The organism is Kiloniellales bacterium (genome assembly GCA_030066685.1).
Lineage (GTDB): Bacteria > Pseudomonadota > Alphaproteobacteria > Kiloniellales > JAKSBE01 > JAKSBE01.
The window spans coordinates 24489-42735 of the sequence record JASJBF010000028.1 but is presented as its reverse complement, the minus strand read 5'-3'; the positions used below and the strand labels follow the sequence as shown (position 1 = coordinate 42735).

Here is an 18247-nt window from a genome sequence, read left to right as displayed (position 1 = left end):
GAGACCGTCGCAGGAAGGCTAGGCGGGACTCCGCCCGGGAATCAATCGGGCACGGCCGGGCATTCAGCCGGCGCGGACGATGCGGCTGTAGGTCGAAAGCGCCGGGTCGAGGATGAAGCGCGCCACGACGCCGGTCCAGGAGCGGTAGGAGGCCAGGGAGTCATAGAACTCCGGCGCGGCGGCCTTGAGCCTGGGCAGGTTGTTCCAGGGCACGTTGGCGAAGTCGTGGTGCTCGTTGTGGTAGCCGACGTTGAAGGCGAGGCGGTTGAGCGGGCCGTAGTAGGAGTAGGTCTCCTGCCCGGCCTCGGTGACGAAGTGCTCCTGGATCCAGCGGCCGCCCAGGGGGTGCAGGCCGAGCCCGAAGAAGGTCGAGAGCAGCAGGTAGACCAGGGCCTTGGGGCCGAGGAAGACCAGGACCAGGACGTCGACTGCGATGACCGCGGCGGCGTTGGCCAGGACCCAGCGGTCCCAGAGGCTGATGCCGACGATCTTCATCGGCCGCAGGGCCTGGGACAGCGAGAAGAAGAGCATCCAGAGCGCCTTTTTGACCCGCCCCTTGCCGACCAGTCGGGCCTCGCCGCGGGTCGGCAGGTCGGCGTCCAGGTCCTCGATGCCCATGTGCTTGTGGTGCAGCAGATGATACTTGCGGAAGGCCATGGCGCCCGGGACCACCAGGGCGAAGTCGCAGACGATGCCCAGGACCTGGTTGGGCCAATGCCGCTTGAACACCAGGTTGTGCGTGCACTCGTGGATCAGGACGTAGAGCGCGTGGTTGGGAAAGGCGCCGACGACATAGGCCAGGGCGACCACCAGCAGCCAGTGCGCGTCGAGGATACCCAGGCCGGCGGCGATCGCGATCTGCAGCCCGACCAGTAGGAACACGAAGCCCGCCGTCGCGGGGTTGGCGCCCATCAGCGCCTTGACGGCGGGATGGCGCTTCAGGATGGCCCGCCTGCGCTCGAGGTGCGCGTCGGGCCAGTCGACCTCGGTGAAGTGATCCGCCATAGCGGCCCTCGTCCCCTGGATCTGCCGTTGAGAAGGAAAAGCGCGCAAGCCGCCGAGAAGGTGGCCGGGAGCAGGGCACGCCTGGAGCTATCCGATTCGCGCCGCCAGTGGATAGAAACTGACTAGCCCGGTCAAGGTTAATAACTTCTTAACCAAGGCCGCGAAAGCGCGCCGGCCCGCGATTCCGCCTACAAATCCCGAGCCGCAAGGACTACCCTTCGGCAGCCACGAGGTCGAAGTAAGAGGGAACGCGGTGGGCAAGCTTGCGGGACGGCGCGCGATCATCACCGGCGGGGCGGCGGGAATCGGCGCGGCGGCGGCGGGGATCTTCGCCGAGGCCGGGGCCAAGGTGGCGATCTTCGACGTCAACGCCGAGGGCGGCGAGAGGGTCGCGGCCGAGATCCGCGCGGCCGGCGGCGAGGCCCTCTTCCTCGAAGCCGACATCACCCGGCCGGAGGCGGTCGAGGCCGCGGTGGCGGAGGTGGTCGAGCGCTTCGGTGGGCTGGAGATCCTCTACAACAACGCCGGCGGGGCGACCGCGGTCGACGGCAGCCTCCTGGAGATCCCGCTTGACGAGTTCTGGCGCACCATCGGCGTCGACCTCTACGGCAGCTTCCTCTGCTGCCGCTTCGCGATCCCGCGGATCGCCGCCAGCGTCGCGGGCTCCGACGGGATCACCGGGACCGGCGCGGTGATCAACTCGACCTCGATCCGGGCGATGAAGGGCACCAGCGGCGCCGACGCCTATACCTCGGCCAAGGGCGGCGTGCTGACCCTGACCCGGGCCCTGGCCAAGCAATGCGCACCGCTCCGGATCCGGGTGAACGCCATCGCGCCTGGGGCGGTCCTGACCGAGCGGACCCGGGCCATGGGCATGACCGGCGACGACGACGGCACCGACCCGGCGCGGCCGATCCGCACCGGCCGGCCCTTCGAGGTCGCCCAGGTCGCCTGCTTCCTGGCCTCGGACGAGGCGAGCCTGGTCAACGGCGCGGTGATCCCGGTCGACAGCGGCGCCAGCGCCTATTGAGAAGGGAGACGAACCATGAAGCTGCCGACGCTGAAGTCCGCCATGACCCCCTTTCCGCATTCCGTCGAGGTGGATGCGCCCCTGGAGGAGGCGCAGGCGCTGATGCGCGCGCATGACTTCCGTCACCTGCCGGTGACCGAGGCGCACAACTTGGTCGGGGTGATCTCGGAGCGCGACATCATGAGCGCCCTGGGCCGGGGCGGCGACGCGGCCCGGCTGACGGTGCGCGACGCCTACGTCGCCGACGCCTACGTCGTCGACCTGGAGGATCCGATCGAGGACGTGCTGCTGACCATGGCCGAGCGCCACATCGGCTCGGCCATCGTGACCCGCAAGGGCCGCCTGGCCGGGGTCTTCACCTCCATGGACGTCTGCCGCAGCTTCGGCGAGTTCCTGGCGGCCTATTTCCCCCGGCCCGGCGGCGGCCAGGCCGCCTGAGAGCCCGGTAAGATCTGTCGAATACACGGGTAACTATTAATATATCGAAATTTTTATTTATGTTTACTTTCATTTTTTGTTGACCTTTAGATCTCCTATACTTAGATTACCCCTTCGTTAAAGCCAATCGCGACAGGGGTGAGGAAGGATGAAGACTTCGGCACAGGCGTTTCTTCGCGACGAGCAGGGTGCCGCGGGCATCCACATCGGCCTCGGCATCGCCCTGGTCCTGGAGTTGATCTTCGTGGCCGTCGACTGGCTTTCCAAGGTCTAGCGCACGTCCCGGCCAGACGCGTGCGCGTCTGGCCTGGAGCCGCGCGCCGACACTTTGAAGTCAGGAGGTTACGTCCGGCCAGATTGATCGCGAAGCGGTCCAATCGGATCGGACAACGCCCAAGGAAAGACCAAGCGCGTCTCGCCTCGCGCGGTGGCCGGTCGGCAAGGGGGAGCGTCGGCCACCGCGCGAGTTTTTCTTCACCAAGGTCCCGGCATCGGCTAGACAGACCTGGCCCTCGAAGAAGGTGCCGCCTGCCGCGGCTCCGACGCGGGCCGGGAGGTGTCGCCGTGACGATTCAACTCTACGACCTGGCCGGCCAGGACGACGACTGCCGCTTCAGCCCGCACTGCTGGCGGGTCCGGATGGCCCTGGCGCACAAGGGCCTGGAGGTCGAGACCCTGCCCTGGCGCTTCACCGAGAAGGACGCCATCGCGGAGACCGGCCAAGGCCAGGTTCCGGTGATCCGGGATGGCGACCGGGTGGTTCACGAATCCTGGCAGATCGCCACGTACCTGGACGAGGCCTACCCCGACAGGCCCCGGCTCTTCGAAGGGCCGCAAGCGCGCGCCCATGCCCTGATGATCCGGCACTGGGCGCAGCGGAGCCTGCATCCGGCGGTGGTCCAAGTCATCATGCCGGAGCTCTTCGAGGCCCTGCACGAGAAGGACCAGCCCTATTTCCGCGAAAGCCGCGAGGCGCTGTTCGGCCGCACTCTGGAGACCTTCGCCGACGGCCGCGAGGAGAAGCTCGCCAACTTGGGCAAGGCGCTGGCGCCCCTGCGCGACACGGTGAAGCTGCAACCCTATCTCGGCGGCACCACGCCGAGCTTCGCCGACTTCATCGTCTTCGGTGCCTTCCAATGGGCCCGGGCGGTCTGTCCGCTTGCCCTGGTCGCCGCGGACGACCCGATCTACGCCTGGCGCGGCCGGCTTCTGGAGGCCTACGACGGCCTTGCCGGCAAGGCGAAGGGCTTTCCGGTCTGATCCCACCGGGCCAGCGGCATCGCTGGAGCAGCCTGCGTTCATTCGAACGCAGATGAGCTGTTCTATCTATATGAAATAGATCAAATTATCTGCGCTCAATTGAGTCCAATTGAACGCCGTTTGATCTAGAACGAGAGCGAAAGCACGATGCGCCCACCCGACGTCGAGCTCAAGGAGCGGTTGCCTCCCGGACCTTCGGCAAGGACCCTGAGCGGACCTTCGGACCACAGCTCGCAGTGCACCCGGTCGGCCTGGAAGTGAAAGGATGCCGGCGCCCTGCCGCTGAAATCCTCGGTCGTCTGCGCCCCGCCACTGGAAACGCTGCAGACGGCGGAGAAGGTCGTGCCCGGCGCCGACGACGTGATGGTGAGCAGAATGCCCTCCCGATCGGCAGCGGCGTCATTGGCCGCCGCGGCACACAACACGGCCGCGAGGACGAAGCGAAGCATCTGATGCTCCTTCACCGGGCTTTTCGGGTCGCAGGACGCTGACGCCCGCCGGTCAAGTTTCGCGCCCCTGCCGCGGCCCTGCAACAGGCTCCGCGCCGCGACCGCGGCGGGCGGGCCGCGAAGTCTTGCAGATTGAGCCCGACGGCCGGGCTTCCCATATGCCGGAGAACCTCGCCGGGCCGGCGCCGAGCCCCTGTCCTTCGCAAAGCGGTTGCGAAGCCGGAGCGGGGATCACCAGACAACGGAAAGCAAACGCCATGATCGATCTCTACTACTGGCCCACGCCGAACGGCCACAAGATAACGATGTTCCTCGAGGAAGCCGGGCTCGCCTACGAGATCAAGCCCATAGACATCGGCCGCGGCGCCCAGTTCGATCCGGACTTCCTGAAGATCGCGCCCAACAACCGCATGCCGGCGATCGTCGACCACGAGCCCGCCGACGGCGGGGACCCGATCTCGGTCTTCGAGTCCGGCGCGATCCTGCAGTACCTGGCCGAGAAGACCGGCCTTTTCCTGCCGGCGGACCTGCGCGGCCGGACCGAGGTCATGCAGTGGCTGTTCTGGCAGATGGGCGGCCTGGGGCCGATGCTCGGCCAGAACCATCACTTCAAGGTCTACGCACCGGAGACGCTGACTTACGCCATCGAGCGCTACGTCAAGGAGACGACGCGGCTCTACAACGTGCTCAATCGCCGCCTTGCCAAGCGCGACTTCGTCGCCGGCGCCTACTCCATCGCCGACATGGCCTGCTATCCCTGGATCGTACCCCACGAGCGCCAGGGCCAGAACCTGGAGGACTTCCCGCATCTCAAGCGCTGGTTCGAGGCGATCCGCGCGCGCCCGGCAACCGTTCGGGCCTACGCGGCGGGCGAGCCCTACCGGACCCGGGAGACCGTCGACGAAGAAGCCAAGAAGATCCTCTTCGGCCAAACCGACACCGCGGCGCCGACCGGCACCTAACGGCCGACCGCGGTACGGCGCCGCGGCGTGGCGCGGTCAGGCGATCGCGTCCTGGCGGGCCGGCAGCCAGTGGCGGCCGGGCACGGCGGCGAGCAGGGCCTTGGTGTAGGCGTCCTGGGGATCGCGGAAGATCTCGCCGGTCGATCCGGTCTCGACCACCACGCCGTAGCGCATCACCGCGATCCGGTCGCAGACCTGGGCCGCGACCCGCAGGTCGTGGGTGATAAAGACCATCGACAGCGCCAGGCGCTCGCGGATCTCATCCAGCAGGCGCAGGATCTGGGCCTGGATCGAGACGTCCAGCGCCGAGACCGGCTCGTCGGCGACCAGCACCTCGGGGTCGAGGGCCAGCGCCCGGGCGATGCCGATGCGCTGCCGCTGGCCGCCCGAGAACTCGTGCGGATAGCGGTCGAAGGCGCGCGCGTCGAGACCGACGATCTCGAGCAGCTCCCGCGCCCGGGCCTGCGCCGCGTCGGACGACTGGCCCTGGGTCAGCGGGCCCTGGGCGATGATCCTGCCGACCTTTGTGCGCGGGTTAAGCGAGGCGAAGGGGTCCTGGAAGACCATCTGGATCTTGGCCCGAAAGGGCCGCATGGCCGCCCGGCCCAGGGGCCTGAGGTCGCTGCCTTGGAGGAGGATCTGGCCCGCGTCGGCGTCGTTGAGGCGGACGATGCAGCGGGCAACCGTCGACTTGCCGGAGCCGCTCTCGCCGACGATGCCCAGGGTCTCGCCGCGGCGCAGCTCCAGCGCGACCTCTTTCGCCGCCGTGACCTGGCGCTCCTTGCCGCCGAGCCCGAAGAGACCGCCGCCGCTGCGGTAGACCTTGGTCAGGCCTTTCACCTGCAGCACCGGCTCGGCCGATCGCTGGCGCGGTGGCCGCGGCACCAGGCTCGGCACCGCGGCGATCAGGTCGCGGGTGTAGGGATGCTCCGGCGCGTTCAGCACCTTCTCCGCGGTTCCCGTCTCCACCACGCGGCCCTGCTGCATGACCGCGACCCGATCGGCGATGTCGGCGACCACGCCGAAGTCGTGGGTGATGAACAGCACGCCGGTGTTGTGGGCCGCCTGCAGCTCCTTGATTAGCTTCAGGATCTGCGCCTGGGTGGTGACGTCCAGCGCCGTGGTTGGCTCGTCGGCGATCAGGATCTTGGGGTCCAGCGCCAGGGCCATGGCGATCATGGCCCGCTGGCGCTGGCCGCCGGAGAGTTCGTGCGGATAGGCGCCGATGATCTGTGCCGGGTCCGGCAGGTGCACGTCGTCCAGCAGGGCCGTCGCCCGCTGCCGCCGTTCCTTGCGCCCCATCCTGGCGTGGAAGCGGAAGACCTCGTCGATCTGATTGCCAATGGTCATGACCGGGTTGAGCGCGGTCATGGGCTCCTGGAAGATCATCGAGATCTCGCTGCCCCGGATCTGGCGCAGCCGCGCGTCGCCGACCCGGGTCAGATCCTCTCCGCCGAAGCGGATGCTGCCCGTCTCGACCTTGACATGGGGCGCCGGCAGCAAGCCCATCACCGCACGGGCGGTCAGCGACTTGCCGGAGCCGCTCTCGCCGACGACGCAGAGGATCTCGTTGGGCGCCAGCTCCAGGTCGACCTGCTCGACCGCGTAGCGCCGCTCCGATCCCTCGGGCAGGGCGACGTGCAGGTTCCGGATCTCGAGCAGCCGCTCCGTCATCGCCGCTCCCCCATCACCTTCGTTCCCGAAGACGCGGGTTGAGGGCGTCGTTGAAGCCTTCGCCGACCAGGTTGATCGCCAGCACCGTGATCAGGATCGCCAGGCCGGGGAAGGTGCAGACCCACCAGGCCGTGCGCAGCACCGTCCGGCCGGCACCGATCAGGAAGCCCCAGCTCATGATGTTGGGGTCGCCGAGGCCGAGGAAAGACAGGCCGCTCTCGATCAGGATCGCGGTCGCGACCATCAGCGAACCGGTGACGATGATCGGCGAGAGGCAGTTGGGCAGGATTTCGCCGAGCATGATCCTGAGGTCGCTCATGCCCAGGGTATGGCAGGCCTGGACGAACTCGCGGTTGCGCAGCGACAGGAACTCGCCGCGCACCAGGCGTGCCACCGCCGGCCAGGACACCACCGCAATGGCGATCACGATGCTCTCGATCGAGGGCTTCATGATCGCGACCAGCAGGATCGCGAAGACGAAGGACGGAATGGTCTGGAACATCTCGGTCGTGCGCATCAGCAGGTCGTCGATCCAGCCGCCGTAGTAGCCGGCGAGCCCGCCCATCAGGGCGCCGAAGCCGACCGCAACCAGGGTCGCCACCAGGCCGATCAAGAGCGAGGTCTTGGCGCCGTGGGCGATGCCCGCCGCCACGTCGCGGCCCAGGGAATCGCTGCCCAGGAGGAAGCCTTCCGTGGCCGGCGGCGACATCGGCTTCCCGGCCAGCTTGAAGGGGTCGTCCGGATAGAAGAGGTGCGCCGTGGCCGCCAGGGCGATCACCGTCGCCAGGACCGCCAGGCCGAAGACCGCGGCGTGGTTGCGCCGGTAGAGCCGCCAGAAGCTCGCCAGGTTCTCGCCGTTCATGTGCTAGCCGACCTCGATGCGCGGGTCCAGGAGGGAGTAGATGATGTCGACCACCAGGTTGACCGCCACGACCAGCAGGGCCGACAGCAGGAAGATGCCGAGCAGCAGGTTGAGGTCGCGAGCGAAGAGCGCCTCGAAGGCGAGCATGCCCAGGCCCGGCCAGGCGAAGACCGATTCGACGATCACCGAGCCGCCGATCAGGGCCCCGACCTGCACACCGGCCATGGTCACCACCGGCAGCAGGGCGTTGCGCAGCACGTGGACGAAGACGATCCGGCGCTCGGTGACCCCCTTGGCCCGGGCCGTGGTCACGTAGTCCATGCCGGCCTGCTCCAGCATCGAGGCGCGCATCAGGCGCGTGTAGAGCGCCAAATAGAAGAGCGACAGGGTGATGGTCGGCAGCACCAGGTGATGGGCGATGTCCCAGACCCGGTCCCAGCCGCTGTGAAAGGCGGCGATGTTCTCCATGCCGCTGGTCGGGAACCAGCCGAGGTTGAGGGAGAAGACCACGATCATCATCAGCCCGACCCAGAACAGCGGCGTCGCGTAGGTGACCAGGGCGAAGACCGAGATCAGGTTGTCCCGCCAGGTGTTGAGGCCCACGGCCGCGATCAGGCCGAGCACGATGCCGAGGCCGACCGCCAACAGGATGGTGCTGACCATCAGCAGCAGGGTCGGCACGAAGCGGTCGAGGACCAGCTGCGAGACCGGCATCTCGTGGCGGAAAGAATAGCCCAGGTCGAAGGTCAGGACGTTCTTCAGGTAGATCGCGAGCTGCACCGGCAGCGGCTTGTCCAGGCCGAACTTCTGGCGCAGCTCGGCCATGTACTCCGGCGTCGCCGAGCCCGCCTCGCCGGCCAGCACGTCCACCGCGTCGCCTTCGGCCATGTGCAGCAGGAAGAAGTTGACGACCACGATGGCGAGCACGATCGGCAGCGCCTGGAGCAGCCGCTTGAGCACGTAGCGCAGGCGTTTGACCGAATGGTTCATGCCGGGAAGGAGCCCCCGGGCGCCGACCGGGTCGTATTCCGGCCGGCGCCCGGGCGGCTCATGCTATTCGTCCAGCCAAGCGCGCTCGAAGGAGCCGTAGGCCCCCAGCGCCGAGGTGTCGTGGTCCTTCAGCTTCTTGTTGTAGACGGTGAGGAACTGCATCTCGAAGAGGTTCACCACCGGCAGGTCCTCGGCGAGGATCGACTGGATGTCCTTGTAGATCCCGCTGCGCTTGGTGGCGTCCGCCTCGGTCGCCCCCGCCGCCAGGAGCGAGTCCAGCTTCGGGTTGCTGTAGCGCGAGGAGTTCACGAAATGGGTACCCTGGCGGATCTGGTCGGTGCCGTAGTGACGGTGCACGCCCAGCACCGGGTCGGGCAGCTGATAGAAGTAGTTGACGTTCATGCGGAAGTCGTAGTCCGAGTAGATCCGCTTCAGCCAGGTCGGCACGTCCTCGTAGCGCAGCTCGACCTCGATCCCGATGTCGCCCAGCGCCTGCTTCATGTACTCGCCGGCCCGGCGCCAGTCCTCGCCGTAGGGAATCAGGTCCAGCACCGCGCGGGCTCGCACCCCGTCGGAATCGGCGGCGACCCCGGCGTCGTCCAGGATCTTCTTGGCGGCGGAAACGTCGGCCTTGGGCGGATAGTTGGGCATGCCCTCGGCGTAAAGCCCGGTGGCCGCGAAGTTGGTCGAGAGCGCGCTGGTCGCCGGCTTGCCATAGCCGAACCAGATGTTGTCGATCAGGAACTGCCGGTCCAGCGCCATGGAGATCGCCTGGCGGACCTCCGGCTTGTCGAAGGGCGGCCGGGTCGTGTCGAACTCGATCAGCGAGACCGGGTTGATCATGGCGTAGCCGTCGGTGGTCACGCCGATGTGGTCCATCTCGCGCAGCCGCACGACGTCGACGTTGGGGATCGCGCCATAGGCACCGTAGAGGACCTCGCCGTTCTCCATCGCGGCGGTCCGGGTCGAGGCGTCGGGAATGAAGCGGCCGACCACGCGGTCGAGATAGGGCAGCCCCTCTTTCCAGTAGTCCTCGTTCTTGTCCAGGCGGATGTACTGGCCCTTCTTCCATTCGACGAACTTGAAGGGGCCGGTGCCGACCGGGTTGTTGGCCAGGTCGGCGTTGCGCGGGTCCTGGCCCTCCAGCAGATGCTTGGGCACCATCGGCGATTCATAGGCCGAGAGCGCGCGCATCATGTAGGGCGCCGGGTTTGCCAGCTTGAAGATCGCCGTGTGGGCGTCCGGCGTCTGGATCTCGGTGACCTCGCGGAAGGAGTTCGGCCCGCGCGGGTGCACCTTGCTCAGCACCTCCATGACCGTGAACTGGACGTCGGCCGAAGTGAAGGGCTTGCCGTCGTGCCAGGTCACGCCCTTCTGCAGCTTGAAGGTGACGGTCTTGCCGTCCTCGCTGACCTCGAAGCTCTCGGCCAGCGCCGGCACGGCGTTGAGGTCCTTGTCGTAGTCCAGCAGTCCCTCATAGATCTTAGGCGCGACCAGTCCGATCGGACCGGAGGTCGAGAGGTAGGACGCCAGCGACGGCGGTTCCGGCTGGACGATGAAGACGAAGGTGCCGCCCGCTTTCTGCGCCTGGGCGGCAAAGCCGAGAGTCAAGGCGACGGCCGCAAAGACCGCGCCGCTGATCCAGTTTTTCATGTTCACTCTATCCCCCATGTGAAGGCCTCCCAAAGCCCATGCCCCGATTGGATCGGGTGTCACGCGCCCGGGTGTTGTCGAACCGTGGTCTCCACTCGCGCCTTCTCATTTTGTCGTCAGTCGCGGCGCTTGCCCTGAGCTTGCCCGGGATCGTGAAGCGACTCAAGCACTGTCCCGACCCTGGGCCGGGGGACCAGCCAGGACGCCCGCAGGATCAGGCGCAAAGCTGGTCGATGATCTGAAGAGCGCGATCCCGGATCGCCTGGCGTTTCGCGGGAGCCATGCGCGCCAGGTTGCGGTAGGGCATGGCCATGCGCGGGTTGCCGCCGATCCGCGCCTCCTGCTCGATCAGGAAGTTCCAATAGAGGGCGTTGAAGGGGCAGGAATTCGCCTCCGTCGTCGTCTTCACGTCGTAGGCGCAGTTGCGGCAGTAGTCCGACATGCGGTCGATGTACTTGCCGCTGGCGGCATAGGGCTTGGAGCCCAGGATCCCGCCGTCGGCGTGGATCGCCATGCCGTGGGTGTTGGGCAGCTCGACCCATTCGAAGGCGTCGGCGTAGACCGCCAGGTACCACTCGCAAACCTCCTTCGGCCGGACCCCCAGCAGCAGCGCGAAGTTGCCGGTCACCATCAGGCGCTGGATGTGGTGGGCGTAGGCCAGGTCCCGGGTCTGCCCGAGGCACTGCCGCAGGCAGTTCATCTCGGTCTCGGCGGTCCAGTAGAAGGCGGGCAGGGGACGCTCGGCGGCCAGGGCGTTGGTCTCGGCGTAGCCGGGCATCTTCAGCCAGTAGATCCCGCGGACGTATTCCCGCCAGCCCAGGATCTGCCGGATGAAGCCCTCCGCGGCGTTGATCGGCACCCGGCCGGCGTCGTAGGCGGCCTCGACCGCTTCGCAGACCTCGCGGGGATCGAGCAGGCCTATGTTCAGGTAGGGCGAGATCACCGCGTGGAACAGTACCGCCGCGTCCTGCTTCATGGCGTCCTGATAGTCGCCGAAGCGCGGCAGGGCCGTCTCGACGAAGTCGCGCAGCAGCGCCAGCGCGTCGCTTCGGGTCACCGCGAAGCCGAAGCCCTCGAGGCGGCCGAAATGATCGCCGAAGCGCCGGCCGACGAGGTCGAGGACCTCGGCCGTGATCGCATCCGGCGCGACGGCGGGCGGCGGGGGCGGCTCCAGGCCCGCCGGCAGGCGCTTGCGGTTCTCCTTGTCGAAGTTCCATTCGCCACCCTTGGGCCTTTCACCCTCCATGAGGAGGCCGCTGCGCCGCCGCATCCAGCGGTAGAAGTGCTCCATCCGCATCTGCTTGCGCTCGCCGGCCCAGTCCGCGAAGTCGCGGCGCGAGCAGAGGAAGCGGTCGTCGTCCCGGATCTCGACCGCCAGGCCCAGGTCCTCGGACCAGCCCTGCATGGCCTCCCAGACACGATACTCGCCCGGCTCGCAGACCACGACGCGGCGCGGCCGGTGCCGCGCGACCGCGCGCCGCAACTCGGCGCCGAAGCTGCCGGCGTTGTCCGAATCGTCGAGGCGGACGTAGTCGACCGTCACGCCCTCGGCTGCCAGCTCGGCGGCGAAGTGGCGCATGGCCGAGAGGATCAGGGCGATCTTCTTGGGATGATGGGGGACATAGGTGGTCTCTTCGGCGACCTCCGTCATCAGGATCACGTCCCGCGCCGGATCGAGATCCTGCAGGCTGGAGAGGTCCCGGCTCAACTGGTCGCCGAGCAGGAAGCGCAGGGTCTCGACGCCGCTCATGCCAGCACGCCGACGATCAGACAGGCGACGACGACCAGGGTCAGGGGCAGCCGCAGCCGGGGATACCAACCCGGCGCCAGACCGCGCCCGGCGGCAAGCAGGTCACCCGGCAGCAGGGTCGCGAAGGCCGCGGCCAGCAGCCAGAGCGCCGGCCCGAGAGCGTCGAAGGTCGCGACCAGCAGGGCCAGCCATCCGACCAGCGAGGGGAGCACGCTGAACCCGAGCTGCCCAGGGCGCCCCTCCGGCGCCGCCAGCCCCCAGTGGACACCGCCGAGGAAGGAGAGGATCACCGCACCGTAGCCGATCAGGGCGAGATCCGCTTGCGGCAGGCGCTGCGGGGGCAGCAGCCAGGGCGCAAGCGCCCCGGCGAGGAAAGGGATCAGACCGAGGGCGCCAAGCCAGACGGCGGCGTTCGGGATCCTGGCTTGGGCGGGCGGCGCGCTTCCGAAGGACATCTGACCTCGGGCCTCCAGGGCAAACGGGCGGTCGGGGCGGTGCCGGACGGCCGCCGGCTTGCCCCAACGAAAGAGTTACGACGGAGACGAGGCTTCGGATGATCGCTGCGGCGGCGGCTCAGGAGAAGAAGTCGTGGACCGTCAGGTGGTCGCGGAAGGCGCGCTGGTTGTGCTGGTCCTCGTCCGGGAAGCGCCGCATGAGGAAGGCGTAGGCAGCCGAGAGCCGCGCGTTGGCCAGATCGAGCAGGCCGTGGTCCCAGTCGTGGAAATCGGGCCGACCGGCCTCCTCCCAATCCCGCAGGTAACGGCGCTGGGCGTCGATGGCCTCGGCGACCATGGCCTCGAAGGGCAGCAGGTCGTCCGGCGTGTTCAGCGCCTTGAGGCGGTTTATGATGGTCCCGTAGTTCTCGTCCATCAGGAAGGGCTGGCGGCCCTCGGAGAGCGCCGAGACGGCGGCCCGCCACTCCACCGCCGCAGCATCGGTCAGGGCGAAGACCTGCTCAAGATAGCCGGCCAAGTCGCGCGACATCCGGCTGCGGAACACCTGGAAATCGGTCCGCCGCTCGCCCTGCACGTCGCCCGCGGGGATCGCGGCGCCCGATTGCTGCAGGATGCCCAAGGGCTCGGGGTCCAGGTGATCGACCTTTTGGGCCGCGTAGTCCTGGAAGCTGTCGGGCTCGTAGGGCTGGAAAACCGCAGCGCTAAAGGCCGCGGAGCCGAGCAGGACACCCAGCCAGATCGGCGCGCGCACGGCTCAGGCCCAGAAGGCGGCTGCGGCGCCCAGGCGGGGCCGCGGCGCTGACTCTTGGGACAGCGGCTCCAGGGCTTCCAGGACGCGCACCAGATCGGCGACGTCCTCCGGCCGCGGCGGCGCCTCGGAGCCGAGGCTGTCGGTTCTTTCTTCTGCTCGGAACGCGGCCATTTCTACCTGAAGCCCCCTCGCCGAAGCCACGGCCCTCGCCGCCCTCGTCCGGACGCTCTCCAGGCCATCGCCGAAGCCAGTATCGGTCGGAGGCCGTTAAGATGCTGTTAAGGTGCCCCTTTTGCGGGCTGTGCTGCGGTTTCAGATCTTGTAGCCGATCCGGAAACCGCCCCAGTGCCGGCCGTGAACCAGGATCGGCGCCGAGACGTCCTTCATCAGGGCGAAGCTGCCGCCGCCCATGTCCCGCCGGTAGGCCTGGAGCAGGAAGGGAGCCTTGTTCTGGCCGGCCTTGAGGCCGACCCGGTCGTCGAAGATCCGCCTGTTGCGGCAGTTAGCGGCGTTCCAGACCGGATCGCCGCCCTGCGGCTTGGAGAACTTGAGGTTGTGGGTCGGCAGGTAGCCCTTGAGGTCGACCGCGGCGCAGAAGACCACCTTGGGGTCGAGCTCCAGGATCGGCTCCTGGATTGCCGGCAGCAGCGCGTCGGTGAGCTCGGTATAGGGCGCCATGACCTGCGCCGGATCGGTCCCGGGAATCGGCGTGTAGCTGGTGCTGAACAGCGCCGCCTCGGTGATCCGTCCCTCGGCCAGGGCCCGCTCGAAGGCGGCGCCGATCCGGGCTGCGCGGTCCTTGGCGGCCTGGATGAAGGTCGTATCGCTGGTCTCGGCGCCGCTGCGGGCGGTCTGGCTGACCAGGGACTCGGTGGCGTCGATCAGAGTGTTGATTCGGTTGCGCGCCTCCTGGAGGGTCCCGCTGGATTGGGAGACGCTCGCCGCCATGCCCTGGAGGGTCGAGAGGAAGCCGCCGCAGCGGGATTTGATCAGCGTCGCGGCCTCCGAGATGTCGCCGGTTTGGCTCTGCATGCCGGCCATCGCCCGGCCGACGGTCTCGATCGCCTCGCCGATGGTCTGGGTGCCGGCGTGGACCGCCTCGGCCCGCTCGGTGCTGCTGGTCCCCTGGGCGATCAGCTTGGCGGCCTGATCCTCGAGGGACTTCAGGGTCCCATGGATCTCGGCCGTCGCCTGGCTGGTCTCGTTGGCCAGGGCCTTGACCTCGCCGGCGACCACGGCGAAGCCCTTTCCGGCCTCGCCGGCGCGGGCCGCCTCGATCGTCGCGTTGAGCGCCAGGAGGTTGGTCTGCTTGGCGATGGCGTCGATGCCGGAGGCGACCACGGCGACCTGGTTCAGCGCGTCCTGGAGACCGCCGAGCTGGGCCTGGATGCTGCCGACCGCCTCGACCAGGGCGTGGATCTCGCCGACCGCCCGGCTCACCGCCTCGCGGGAGGCCGCGACGTCCCGGGCCGCCGTTTCCGCGACGTCGCGGGTGTGGCTCACGGCCTCGCCGATCCGCGCGTTGCTTCGCGAGACCTCCTCGGCGTCGCAGAGCAGGCCCCGGAAATCTTCGGCCTGGCGGCTCACGGCCTCGCTGATCACATCGACATTGCCGGCGACGTCGACGATCTCGATCGCGAGCGCGCCGGCTTCGCCGGCGAGCCGGGTCATGATCTCCTTGTCGCGAGCGCTGTCTGACATCGAGGTCCTCGGGCCGGGGAAAGGCCGGGAAATACGGGCCAAATGCATATCTAATTTGGGTTAAATCGCGCTTAACTCTTTAGATAGGGTCAGACCCGGGCTCCGGCGCGACCGCGGCGGCTTGCTCCCGGGACGGCGGGCGCTGGCGCACCTCCCGATCAGACGCCTTGGCGTCTGGCCGGGAGTAGTGCACTAACACTCAGACGCTAGGGCATTATCCGGCCAGATGGATCGCGAAGCGATTCCATCTGGCCGGATAATGCCCTAGTCTGCCCCGTCGCTTCCGCGCGTCGGATGCAGACAGGGGAACGCATGCCGCTGCTGACCACGACGATCGGCGCCTATCCAAAGCCGGATTACCTGGACCTGCCGGACTGGTTCCGGGTCGGCGGGCCGAGCGGCAAGGACCCGACGGCCGCCTACACCGCCTATCTGAAGGTCGCCCCGGCCGACCTGGAGGCCGACCTGGACCGCGCCACCCGCGAGGCGGTGGCCGAACAGGTCGGGGCCGGCATCGACGTGCCCAGCGAGGGCGAGATCCGGCGTGACAACTACATCCACTACCACTGCCGCCACCTCCAGGGCTTCGACTTCGAGAACCTGGTCGAGAAGGCGATGCGCACCGGCGCCTGGACCGCCAGGGTGCCGGCGGTGACCGGGCCGATCGCGGCCGGCGCGCCCTTCCTGGTCGAGGACTGGCGGCGCGCCCAGGCGGCGAGCGATCGGCCGGTCAAGATCACCCTGCCCGGCCCGCTGACCGTCGCCGACACCGTGGCCGACCGGCACTACGGCGACGAGCGGCGCCTGGGCGCGGCCATGGCCGAGGCCCTGAACGTCGAGGTCCGGGCCCTGGCCGCCGCCGGCTGCCGCTGGATCCAGATCGACGAGCCGCTTTTTGCCCGCTATCCAGAGAAGGCGCTCGCGTTCGGGATTGCGAACCTGGAGCGCGCTTTCCAGGGCACCCCGGCCGGGGTCCGGCGGGTCCTGCACATGTGCTGCGGCTACCCGGACAAACTGGACGAGACCGACTATCTCAAGGCCGATCGAAGCGCCTATTTCGACCTGGCCGAAGCCCTGGACGAGAGCGGCGTCGACGCGGTCTCGATCGAGGACGCCCATCGCCACAACGACCTGACCCTGCTGGAGCGCTTCGGCGGCACCACCGTCATCCTGGGGGCCGTCGCCATCTCCCAGACCCGGGTCGAGACGCGCGACGAGATCCGGGCGCGGCTGGCCGACGCCCTGGGGCATATCGCGGCCGAGCGCCTGATGGTCGCCCCGGACTGCGGCCTCGGCATGCTCGACCGGGGAACCGTCCAGGCCAAGCTGCGCAACATGACGGCCGCTGCGGCCGCGGTCGCCTGAGCCAGCCAAGCGGAGGAGTCCGGCGCCCATGACCACGCCCTCGACGGCAGAGCCCGCGCACGACTTTCGCTTCTTCGACAACCGCGAGAAATACCTGCAGTTCGTCACCACGACCTCGGAGAAGTGGGCCATCGCCGAGCGGATCGGCCGGGAGCTCGGAAGCCTGGAGCCGCAGCCGCCCGCCCTCAGGGTCTTCGACGCCGGCACCGGCGACGGCACGGTGATGGCGCGGGTGATGCGCCGCCTGCACCACCACTTCCCGACCGTGCCCTTTCTGGTGGTCGGCAAGGAGGTCAGCCTGGAGGACGTCCGCCTGACCCTGGCCCGCCTGCCCGACCGCTTCACCGAGCACCCGCAGAGCGTGGTCGTGCTGACCAATCTCTACTATTCCCAGGCGCCCTGGCTGCGGCCCGCGGCCAAGCGCATAGACGAGTTGAACTGGGTCGAGGTGCCGCTGGAGGGCCGGACCGCCTACGACTACGACCGCCAGATCGAAGCCCTGCATCCGGTGCTCAACGAGGGCTGGCAGGTCACCACCTCGGAGACCACCGGCAACCCGCTCTACGTCCGGCCCTCGGTCCTGGTGCTCTACCCGCGCGAGCAGCGCTACATCCTGGATGGGATCATCCCCCGCAAGGCCGAGGTCCTGGCCGGACGGGAGGCGGACTACGACCTGATCCTGGCGGCTCAGCCCTACCGCTCGCGCCTGCCGGCCGAGACCAAGGTGCGCTTCGTCCTGGAGCCGCTGAGCCGGGCGCTGGCGCCGGGCGGGCGCCTGATCGGCATCCAGTCCACCGAGGGCGGACCCAGCATGGAGATCGTCAAGGCCCTCTGGCCCGAGGACGATCCCTTCCCGACCCCGCGCCACGCCCTGCTGGCAGCCCTGAAGCAGCGACTCGGAGAGGCCGGCGCGGACCTGGTCTTCGATCCGCTCGACGACGGCGATTCCCTGTTTCAGTTCAACCTGCGGGTCATGGCCTCCGAGGTCGGCCGGTCGATCGGCACCTCGACCCTGCTGGCGGCCTGGAACGCGGCGATCTACGTCGCGCAGATCCCCGACGACCGCCTGCGCGCGGTCCTGGCAGAGGGCCGCTACGTCGAAGTCACCGCCGAGGTCCTGCGCCGCCACGGCGGCCTGTGGTTCGTCGACGAGAGCTTCGTCGTCCGCCGACGGCCCCGGAGCCGGTCCGAGGGCGCGGCCATCCAGCAGAGCGATCGCCATGGCGTCACGTGACGGCAAATCGGGCAACCTGCCCGTCATCGCGACCTTGATCATCGCGCCTCTGGCCCTGGGGCTGCTGTGGTGCTTCTACGACGCCTACTGGCCCCGGCCGGTGACCCTGGAGGCGATCTACCAGGTCGGCGGCAAGGTCGAGGTGCTGGACGGGCAGGACAGCCGGGTCGGCCTGCACCTGCCGCACCCGACGCCGCAGCAGGCGCTGCTGATCGACCTCGACAACCGCAGCCGCTTCTTTCTCCGGCACGCCCGCGTGGTCTTCGTCACCAAGGATGCCGAGGACAGCGTCCTGACGATCGAGGAGACGCCCTGCCTGCACCTGGGCAGCGAGCGCCTCCGCGTGCCGCCGCGGCTGGCCGAGGCGACGGCGGCCTACCACTGCGCCGCTGCGCTCAGCGACAAGGCCTCGCGAACGATGCGCGGTGCGGCCTTCGCCCGCTACGAATGGTACTTCTCCGAGCTGCACGGCCATCGCGCGCCGGTCCGGCTGATCCGCCGGCCTCTGGAGATCTTCAGCCTGATGTTCGAGCGGATCTACGACTGACCAGCCCGCATCGCGCCCCCGGCGTTGCCAGGCCGGCGTCCGCCAGACCGAAGTCGGATGTGCGAAGTTTGATCCGTCTCATAGCGATAGAGATGCCTATCCGGTTTCAATTGAACGGCGG

Annotated in this window: 19 protein-coding genes; 8 read left to right on the top strand and 11 right to left on the bottom strand. The window is 68.4% G+C overall.

Features of this window, described 5'->3' with window-relative positions; translation table 11 throughout:
* Window positions 1-63: 63 nt before the first annotated feature.
* Entirely contained in the window at window positions 64-1005 is a 942-nt protein-coding gene (locus QNJ30_16220) for a fatty acid desaturase (protein ID MDJ0945015.1), read from the bottom strand.
* 253 nt (window positions 1006-1258) lie between these two features.
* Here QNJ30_16220 and QNJ30_16215 point away from each other — a divergent pair, with 253 nt between their 5' ends.
* The 4 genes from QNJ30_16215 (at window position 1259) to QNJ30_16200 (ending at window position 3733) form a co-directional block, all read left to right on the top strand.
* On the top strand, window positions 1259-2035 hold the full coding sequence (locus QNJ30_16215; GenBank protein ID MDJ0945014.1) for an SDR family oxidoreductase: 777 nt from the start codon (window positions 1259-1261) through the stop codon (window positions 2033-2035).
* Window positions 2036-2050: 15 nt separating this feature from the next.
* Window positions 2051-2473: a CBS domain-containing protein gene (locus QNJ30_16210; protein ID MDJ0945013.1), complete on the top strand. Its 423-nt coding sequence runs from the start codon at window positions 2051-2053 to the stop codon at window positions 2471-2473.
* A gap of 148 nt (window positions 2474-2621) precedes the next feature.
* Complete coding sequence (locus tag QNJ30_16205; GenBank protein MDJ0945012.1) at window positions 2622-2747, top strand: hypothetical protein; 126 nt, start codon at window positions 2622-2624, stop codon at window positions 2745-2747.
* Between the two features lie 290 nt (window positions 2748-3037).
* Window positions 3038-3733: a glutathione S-transferase family protein gene (locus tag QNJ30_16200; GenBank protein MDJ0945011.1), complete on the top strand. Its 696-nt coding sequence runs from the start codon at window positions 3038-3040 to the stop codon at window positions 3731-3733.
* 125 nt (window positions 3734-3858) lie between these two features.
* Here QNJ30_16200 and QNJ30_16195 read toward each other — a convergent pair whose 3' ends face one another.
* A complete protein-coding gene (locus QNJ30_16195; GenBank protein MDJ0945010.1) occupies window positions 3859-4182 on the bottom strand; it encodes a hypothetical protein in 324 nt (107 codons plus the stop codon).
* A gap of 257 nt (window positions 4183-4439) precedes the next feature.
* Here QNJ30_16195 and QNJ30_16190 point away from each other — a divergent pair, with 257 nt between their 5' ends.
* Window positions 4440-5144, top strand: a complete 705-nt coding sequence (locus QNJ30_16190) for a glutathione S-transferase N-terminal domain-containing protein (protein MDJ0945009.1) — start codon at window positions 4440-4442, stop codon at window positions 5142-5144.
* A gap of 36 nt (window positions 5145-5180) precedes the next feature.
* On the opposite strand, the gene QNJ30_16185 is transcribed toward QNJ30_16190, so the two are convergent.
* The 9 genes from QNJ30_16185 to QNJ30_16145 all read right to left on the bottom strand — a co-directional run bounded on the left by QNJ30_16185 (window position 5181) and on the right by QNJ30_16145 (window position 14980).
* Window positions 5181-6818, bottom strand: a complete 1638-nt coding sequence (locus QNJ30_16185) for an ABC transporter ATP-binding protein (protein MDJ0945008.1) — start codon at window positions 6816-6818, stop codon at window positions 5181-5183.
* Between the two features lie 13 nt (window positions 6819-6831).
* The gene (locus QNJ30_16180; GenBank protein ID MDJ0945007.1) at window positions 6832-7680 is read right to left on the bottom strand and encodes an ABC transporter permease; all 849 of its coding nucleotides are present in this window, start codon (window positions 7678-7680) and stop codon (window positions 6832-6834) included.
* A 3-nt stretch (window positions 7681-7683) separates the two neighbouring features.
* Window positions 7684-8670 (bottom strand): ABC transporter permease, encoded by a 987-nt coding sequence (locus QNJ30_16175; protein MDJ0945006.1) that lies wholly within the window; start codon window positions 8668-8670, stop codon window positions 7684-7686.
* Between the two features lie 63 nt (window positions 8671-8733).
* Entirely contained in the window at window positions 8734-10323 is a 1590-nt protein-coding gene (locus QNJ30_16170; protein ID MDJ0945005.1) for an ABC transporter substrate-binding protein, read from the bottom strand.
* Window positions 10324-10537: 214 nt separating this feature from the next.
* Window positions 10538-12073, bottom strand: a complete 1536-nt coding sequence (locus tag QNJ30_16165) for a cryptochrome/photolyase family protein (protein MDJ0945004.1) — start codon at window positions 12071-12073, stop codon at window positions 10538-10540.
* Window positions 12070-12528 (bottom strand): DUF3429 domain-containing protein, encoded by a 459-nt coding sequence (locus tag QNJ30_16160; GenBank protein ID MDJ0945003.1) that lies wholly within the window; start codon window positions 12526-12528, stop codon window positions 12070-12072. Before QNJ30_16160 ends, QNJ30_16165 begins: the two co-directional genes overlap by 4 nt.
* A gap of 118 nt (window positions 12529-12646) precedes the next feature.
* Window positions 12647-13279 carry a hypothetical protein gene (locus tag QNJ30_16155; protein ID MDJ0945002.1) on the bottom strand — a complete coding sequence of 211 codons (633 nt, stop codon included), beginning with the start codon at window positions 13277-13279 and terminating at the stop codon, window positions 12647-12649.
* A 3-nt stretch (window positions 13280-13282) separates the two neighbouring features.
* Window positions 13283-13450, bottom strand: a complete 168-nt coding sequence (locus QNJ30_16150) for a hypothetical protein (GenBank protein ID MDJ0945001.1) — start codon at window positions 13448-13450, stop codon at window positions 13283-13285.
* Between the two features lie 141 nt (window positions 13451-13591).
* On the bottom strand, window positions 13592-14980 hold the full coding sequence (locus tag QNJ30_16145; GenBank protein ID MDJ0945000.1) for a methyl-accepting chemotaxis protein: 1389 nt from the start codon (window positions 14978-14980) through the stop codon (window positions 13592-13594).
* A gap of 312 nt (window positions 14981-15292) precedes the next feature.
* Here QNJ30_16145 and QNJ30_16140 point away from each other — a divergent pair, with 312 nt between their 5' ends.
* Genes QNJ30_16140 through QNJ30_16130 form a run of 3 tightly spaced genes read left to right on the top strand, consistent with a single transcriptional unit; the run spans window position 15293 to window position 18126 of the window.
* Window positions 15293-16345 carry a cobalamin-independent methionine synthase II family protein gene (locus QNJ30_16140; GenBank protein MDJ0944999.1) on the top strand — a complete coding sequence of 351 codons (1053 nt, stop codon included), beginning with the start codon at window positions 15293-15295 and terminating at the stop codon, window positions 16343-16345.
* Between the two features lie 28 nt (window positions 16346-16373).
* Complete coding sequence (locus QNJ30_16135; protein MDJ0944998.1) at window positions 16374-17579, top strand: hypothetical protein; 1206 nt, start codon at window positions 16374-16376, stop codon at window positions 17577-17579.
* Window positions 17566-18126, top strand: coding sequence for a hypothetical protein (locus tag QNJ30_16130; GenBank protein MDJ0944997.1), 561 nt, complete (start codon window positions 17566-17568; stop codon window positions 18124-18126). Before QNJ30_16135 ends, QNJ30_16130 begins: the two co-directional genes overlap by 14 nt.
* Window positions 18127-18247: the final 121 nt, after the last annotated feature.

Excerpts from the sequence above, each read along its gene's own strand:
- QNJ30_16185 (MDJ0945008.1), bottom strand. The coding sequence starts at position 6,818 with ATGACGGAGCGGCTGCTCGAGATCCGGAACCTGCACGTCGCCCTGCCC.
- QNJ30_16160 (MDJ0945003.1), bottom strand. The coding sequence starts at position 12,528 with ATGTCCTTCGGAAGCGCGCCGCCCGCCCAAGCCAGGATCCCGAACGCC.
- QNJ30_16195 (MDJ0945010.1), bottom strand. The coding sequence starts at position 4,182 with ATGCTTCGCTTCGTCCTCGCGGCCGTGTTGTGTGCCGCGGCGGCCAAT.
- QNJ30_16220 (MDJ0945015.1), bottom strand. The coding sequence starts at position 1,005 with ATGGCGGATCACTTCACCGAGGTCGACTGGCCCGACGCGCACCTCGAG.
- QNJ30_16145 (MDJ0945000.1), bottom strand. The coding sequence starts at position 14,980 with ATGTCAGACAGCGCTCGCGACAAGGAGATCATGACCCGGCTCGCCGGC.
- QNJ30_16170 (MDJ0945005.1), bottom strand. The coding sequence starts at position 10,323 with ATGAAAAACTGGATCAGCGGCGCGGTCTTTGCGGCCGTCGCCTTGACT.
- QNJ30_16150 (MDJ0945001.1), bottom strand. The coding sequence starts at position 13,450 with ATGGCCGCGTTCCGAGCAGAAGAAAGAACCGACAGCCTCGGCTCCGAG.
- QNJ30_16205 (MDJ0945012.1), top strand. The coding sequence starts at position 2,622 with ATGAAGACTTCGGCACAGGCGTTTCTTCGCGACGAGCAGGGTGCCGCG.
- QNJ30_16130 (MDJ0944997.1), top strand. The coding sequence starts at position 17,566 with ATGGCGTCACGTGACGGCAAATCGGGCAACCTGCCCGTCATCGCGACC.
- QNJ30_16180 (MDJ0945007.1), bottom strand. The coding sequence starts at position 7,680 with ATGAACGGCGAGAACCTGGCGAGCTTCTGGCGGCTCTACCGGCGCAAC.
- QNJ30_16165 (MDJ0945004.1), bottom strand. The coding sequence starts at position 12,073 with ATGAGCGGCGTCGAGACCCTGCGCTTCCTGCTCGGCGACCAGTTGAGC.
- QNJ30_16190 (MDJ0945009.1), top strand. The coding sequence starts at position 4,440 with ATGATCGATCTCTACTACTGGCCCACGCCGAACGGCCACAAGATAACG.
- QNJ30_16210 (MDJ0945013.1), top strand. The coding sequence starts at position 2,051 with ATGAAGCTGCCGACGCTGAAGTCCGCCATGACCCCCTTTCCGCATTCC.
- QNJ30_16135 (MDJ0944998.1), top strand. The coding sequence starts at position 16,374 with ATGACCACGCCCTCGACGGCAGAGCCCGCGCACGACTTTCGCTTCTTC.
- QNJ30_16140 (MDJ0944999.1), top strand. The coding sequence starts at position 15,293 with ATGCCGCTGCTGACCACGACGATCGGCGCCTATCCAAAGCCGGATTAC.
- QNJ30_16175 (MDJ0945006.1), bottom strand. The coding sequence starts at position 8,670 with ATGAACCATTCGGTCAAACGCCTGCGCTACGTGCTCAAGCGGCTGCTC.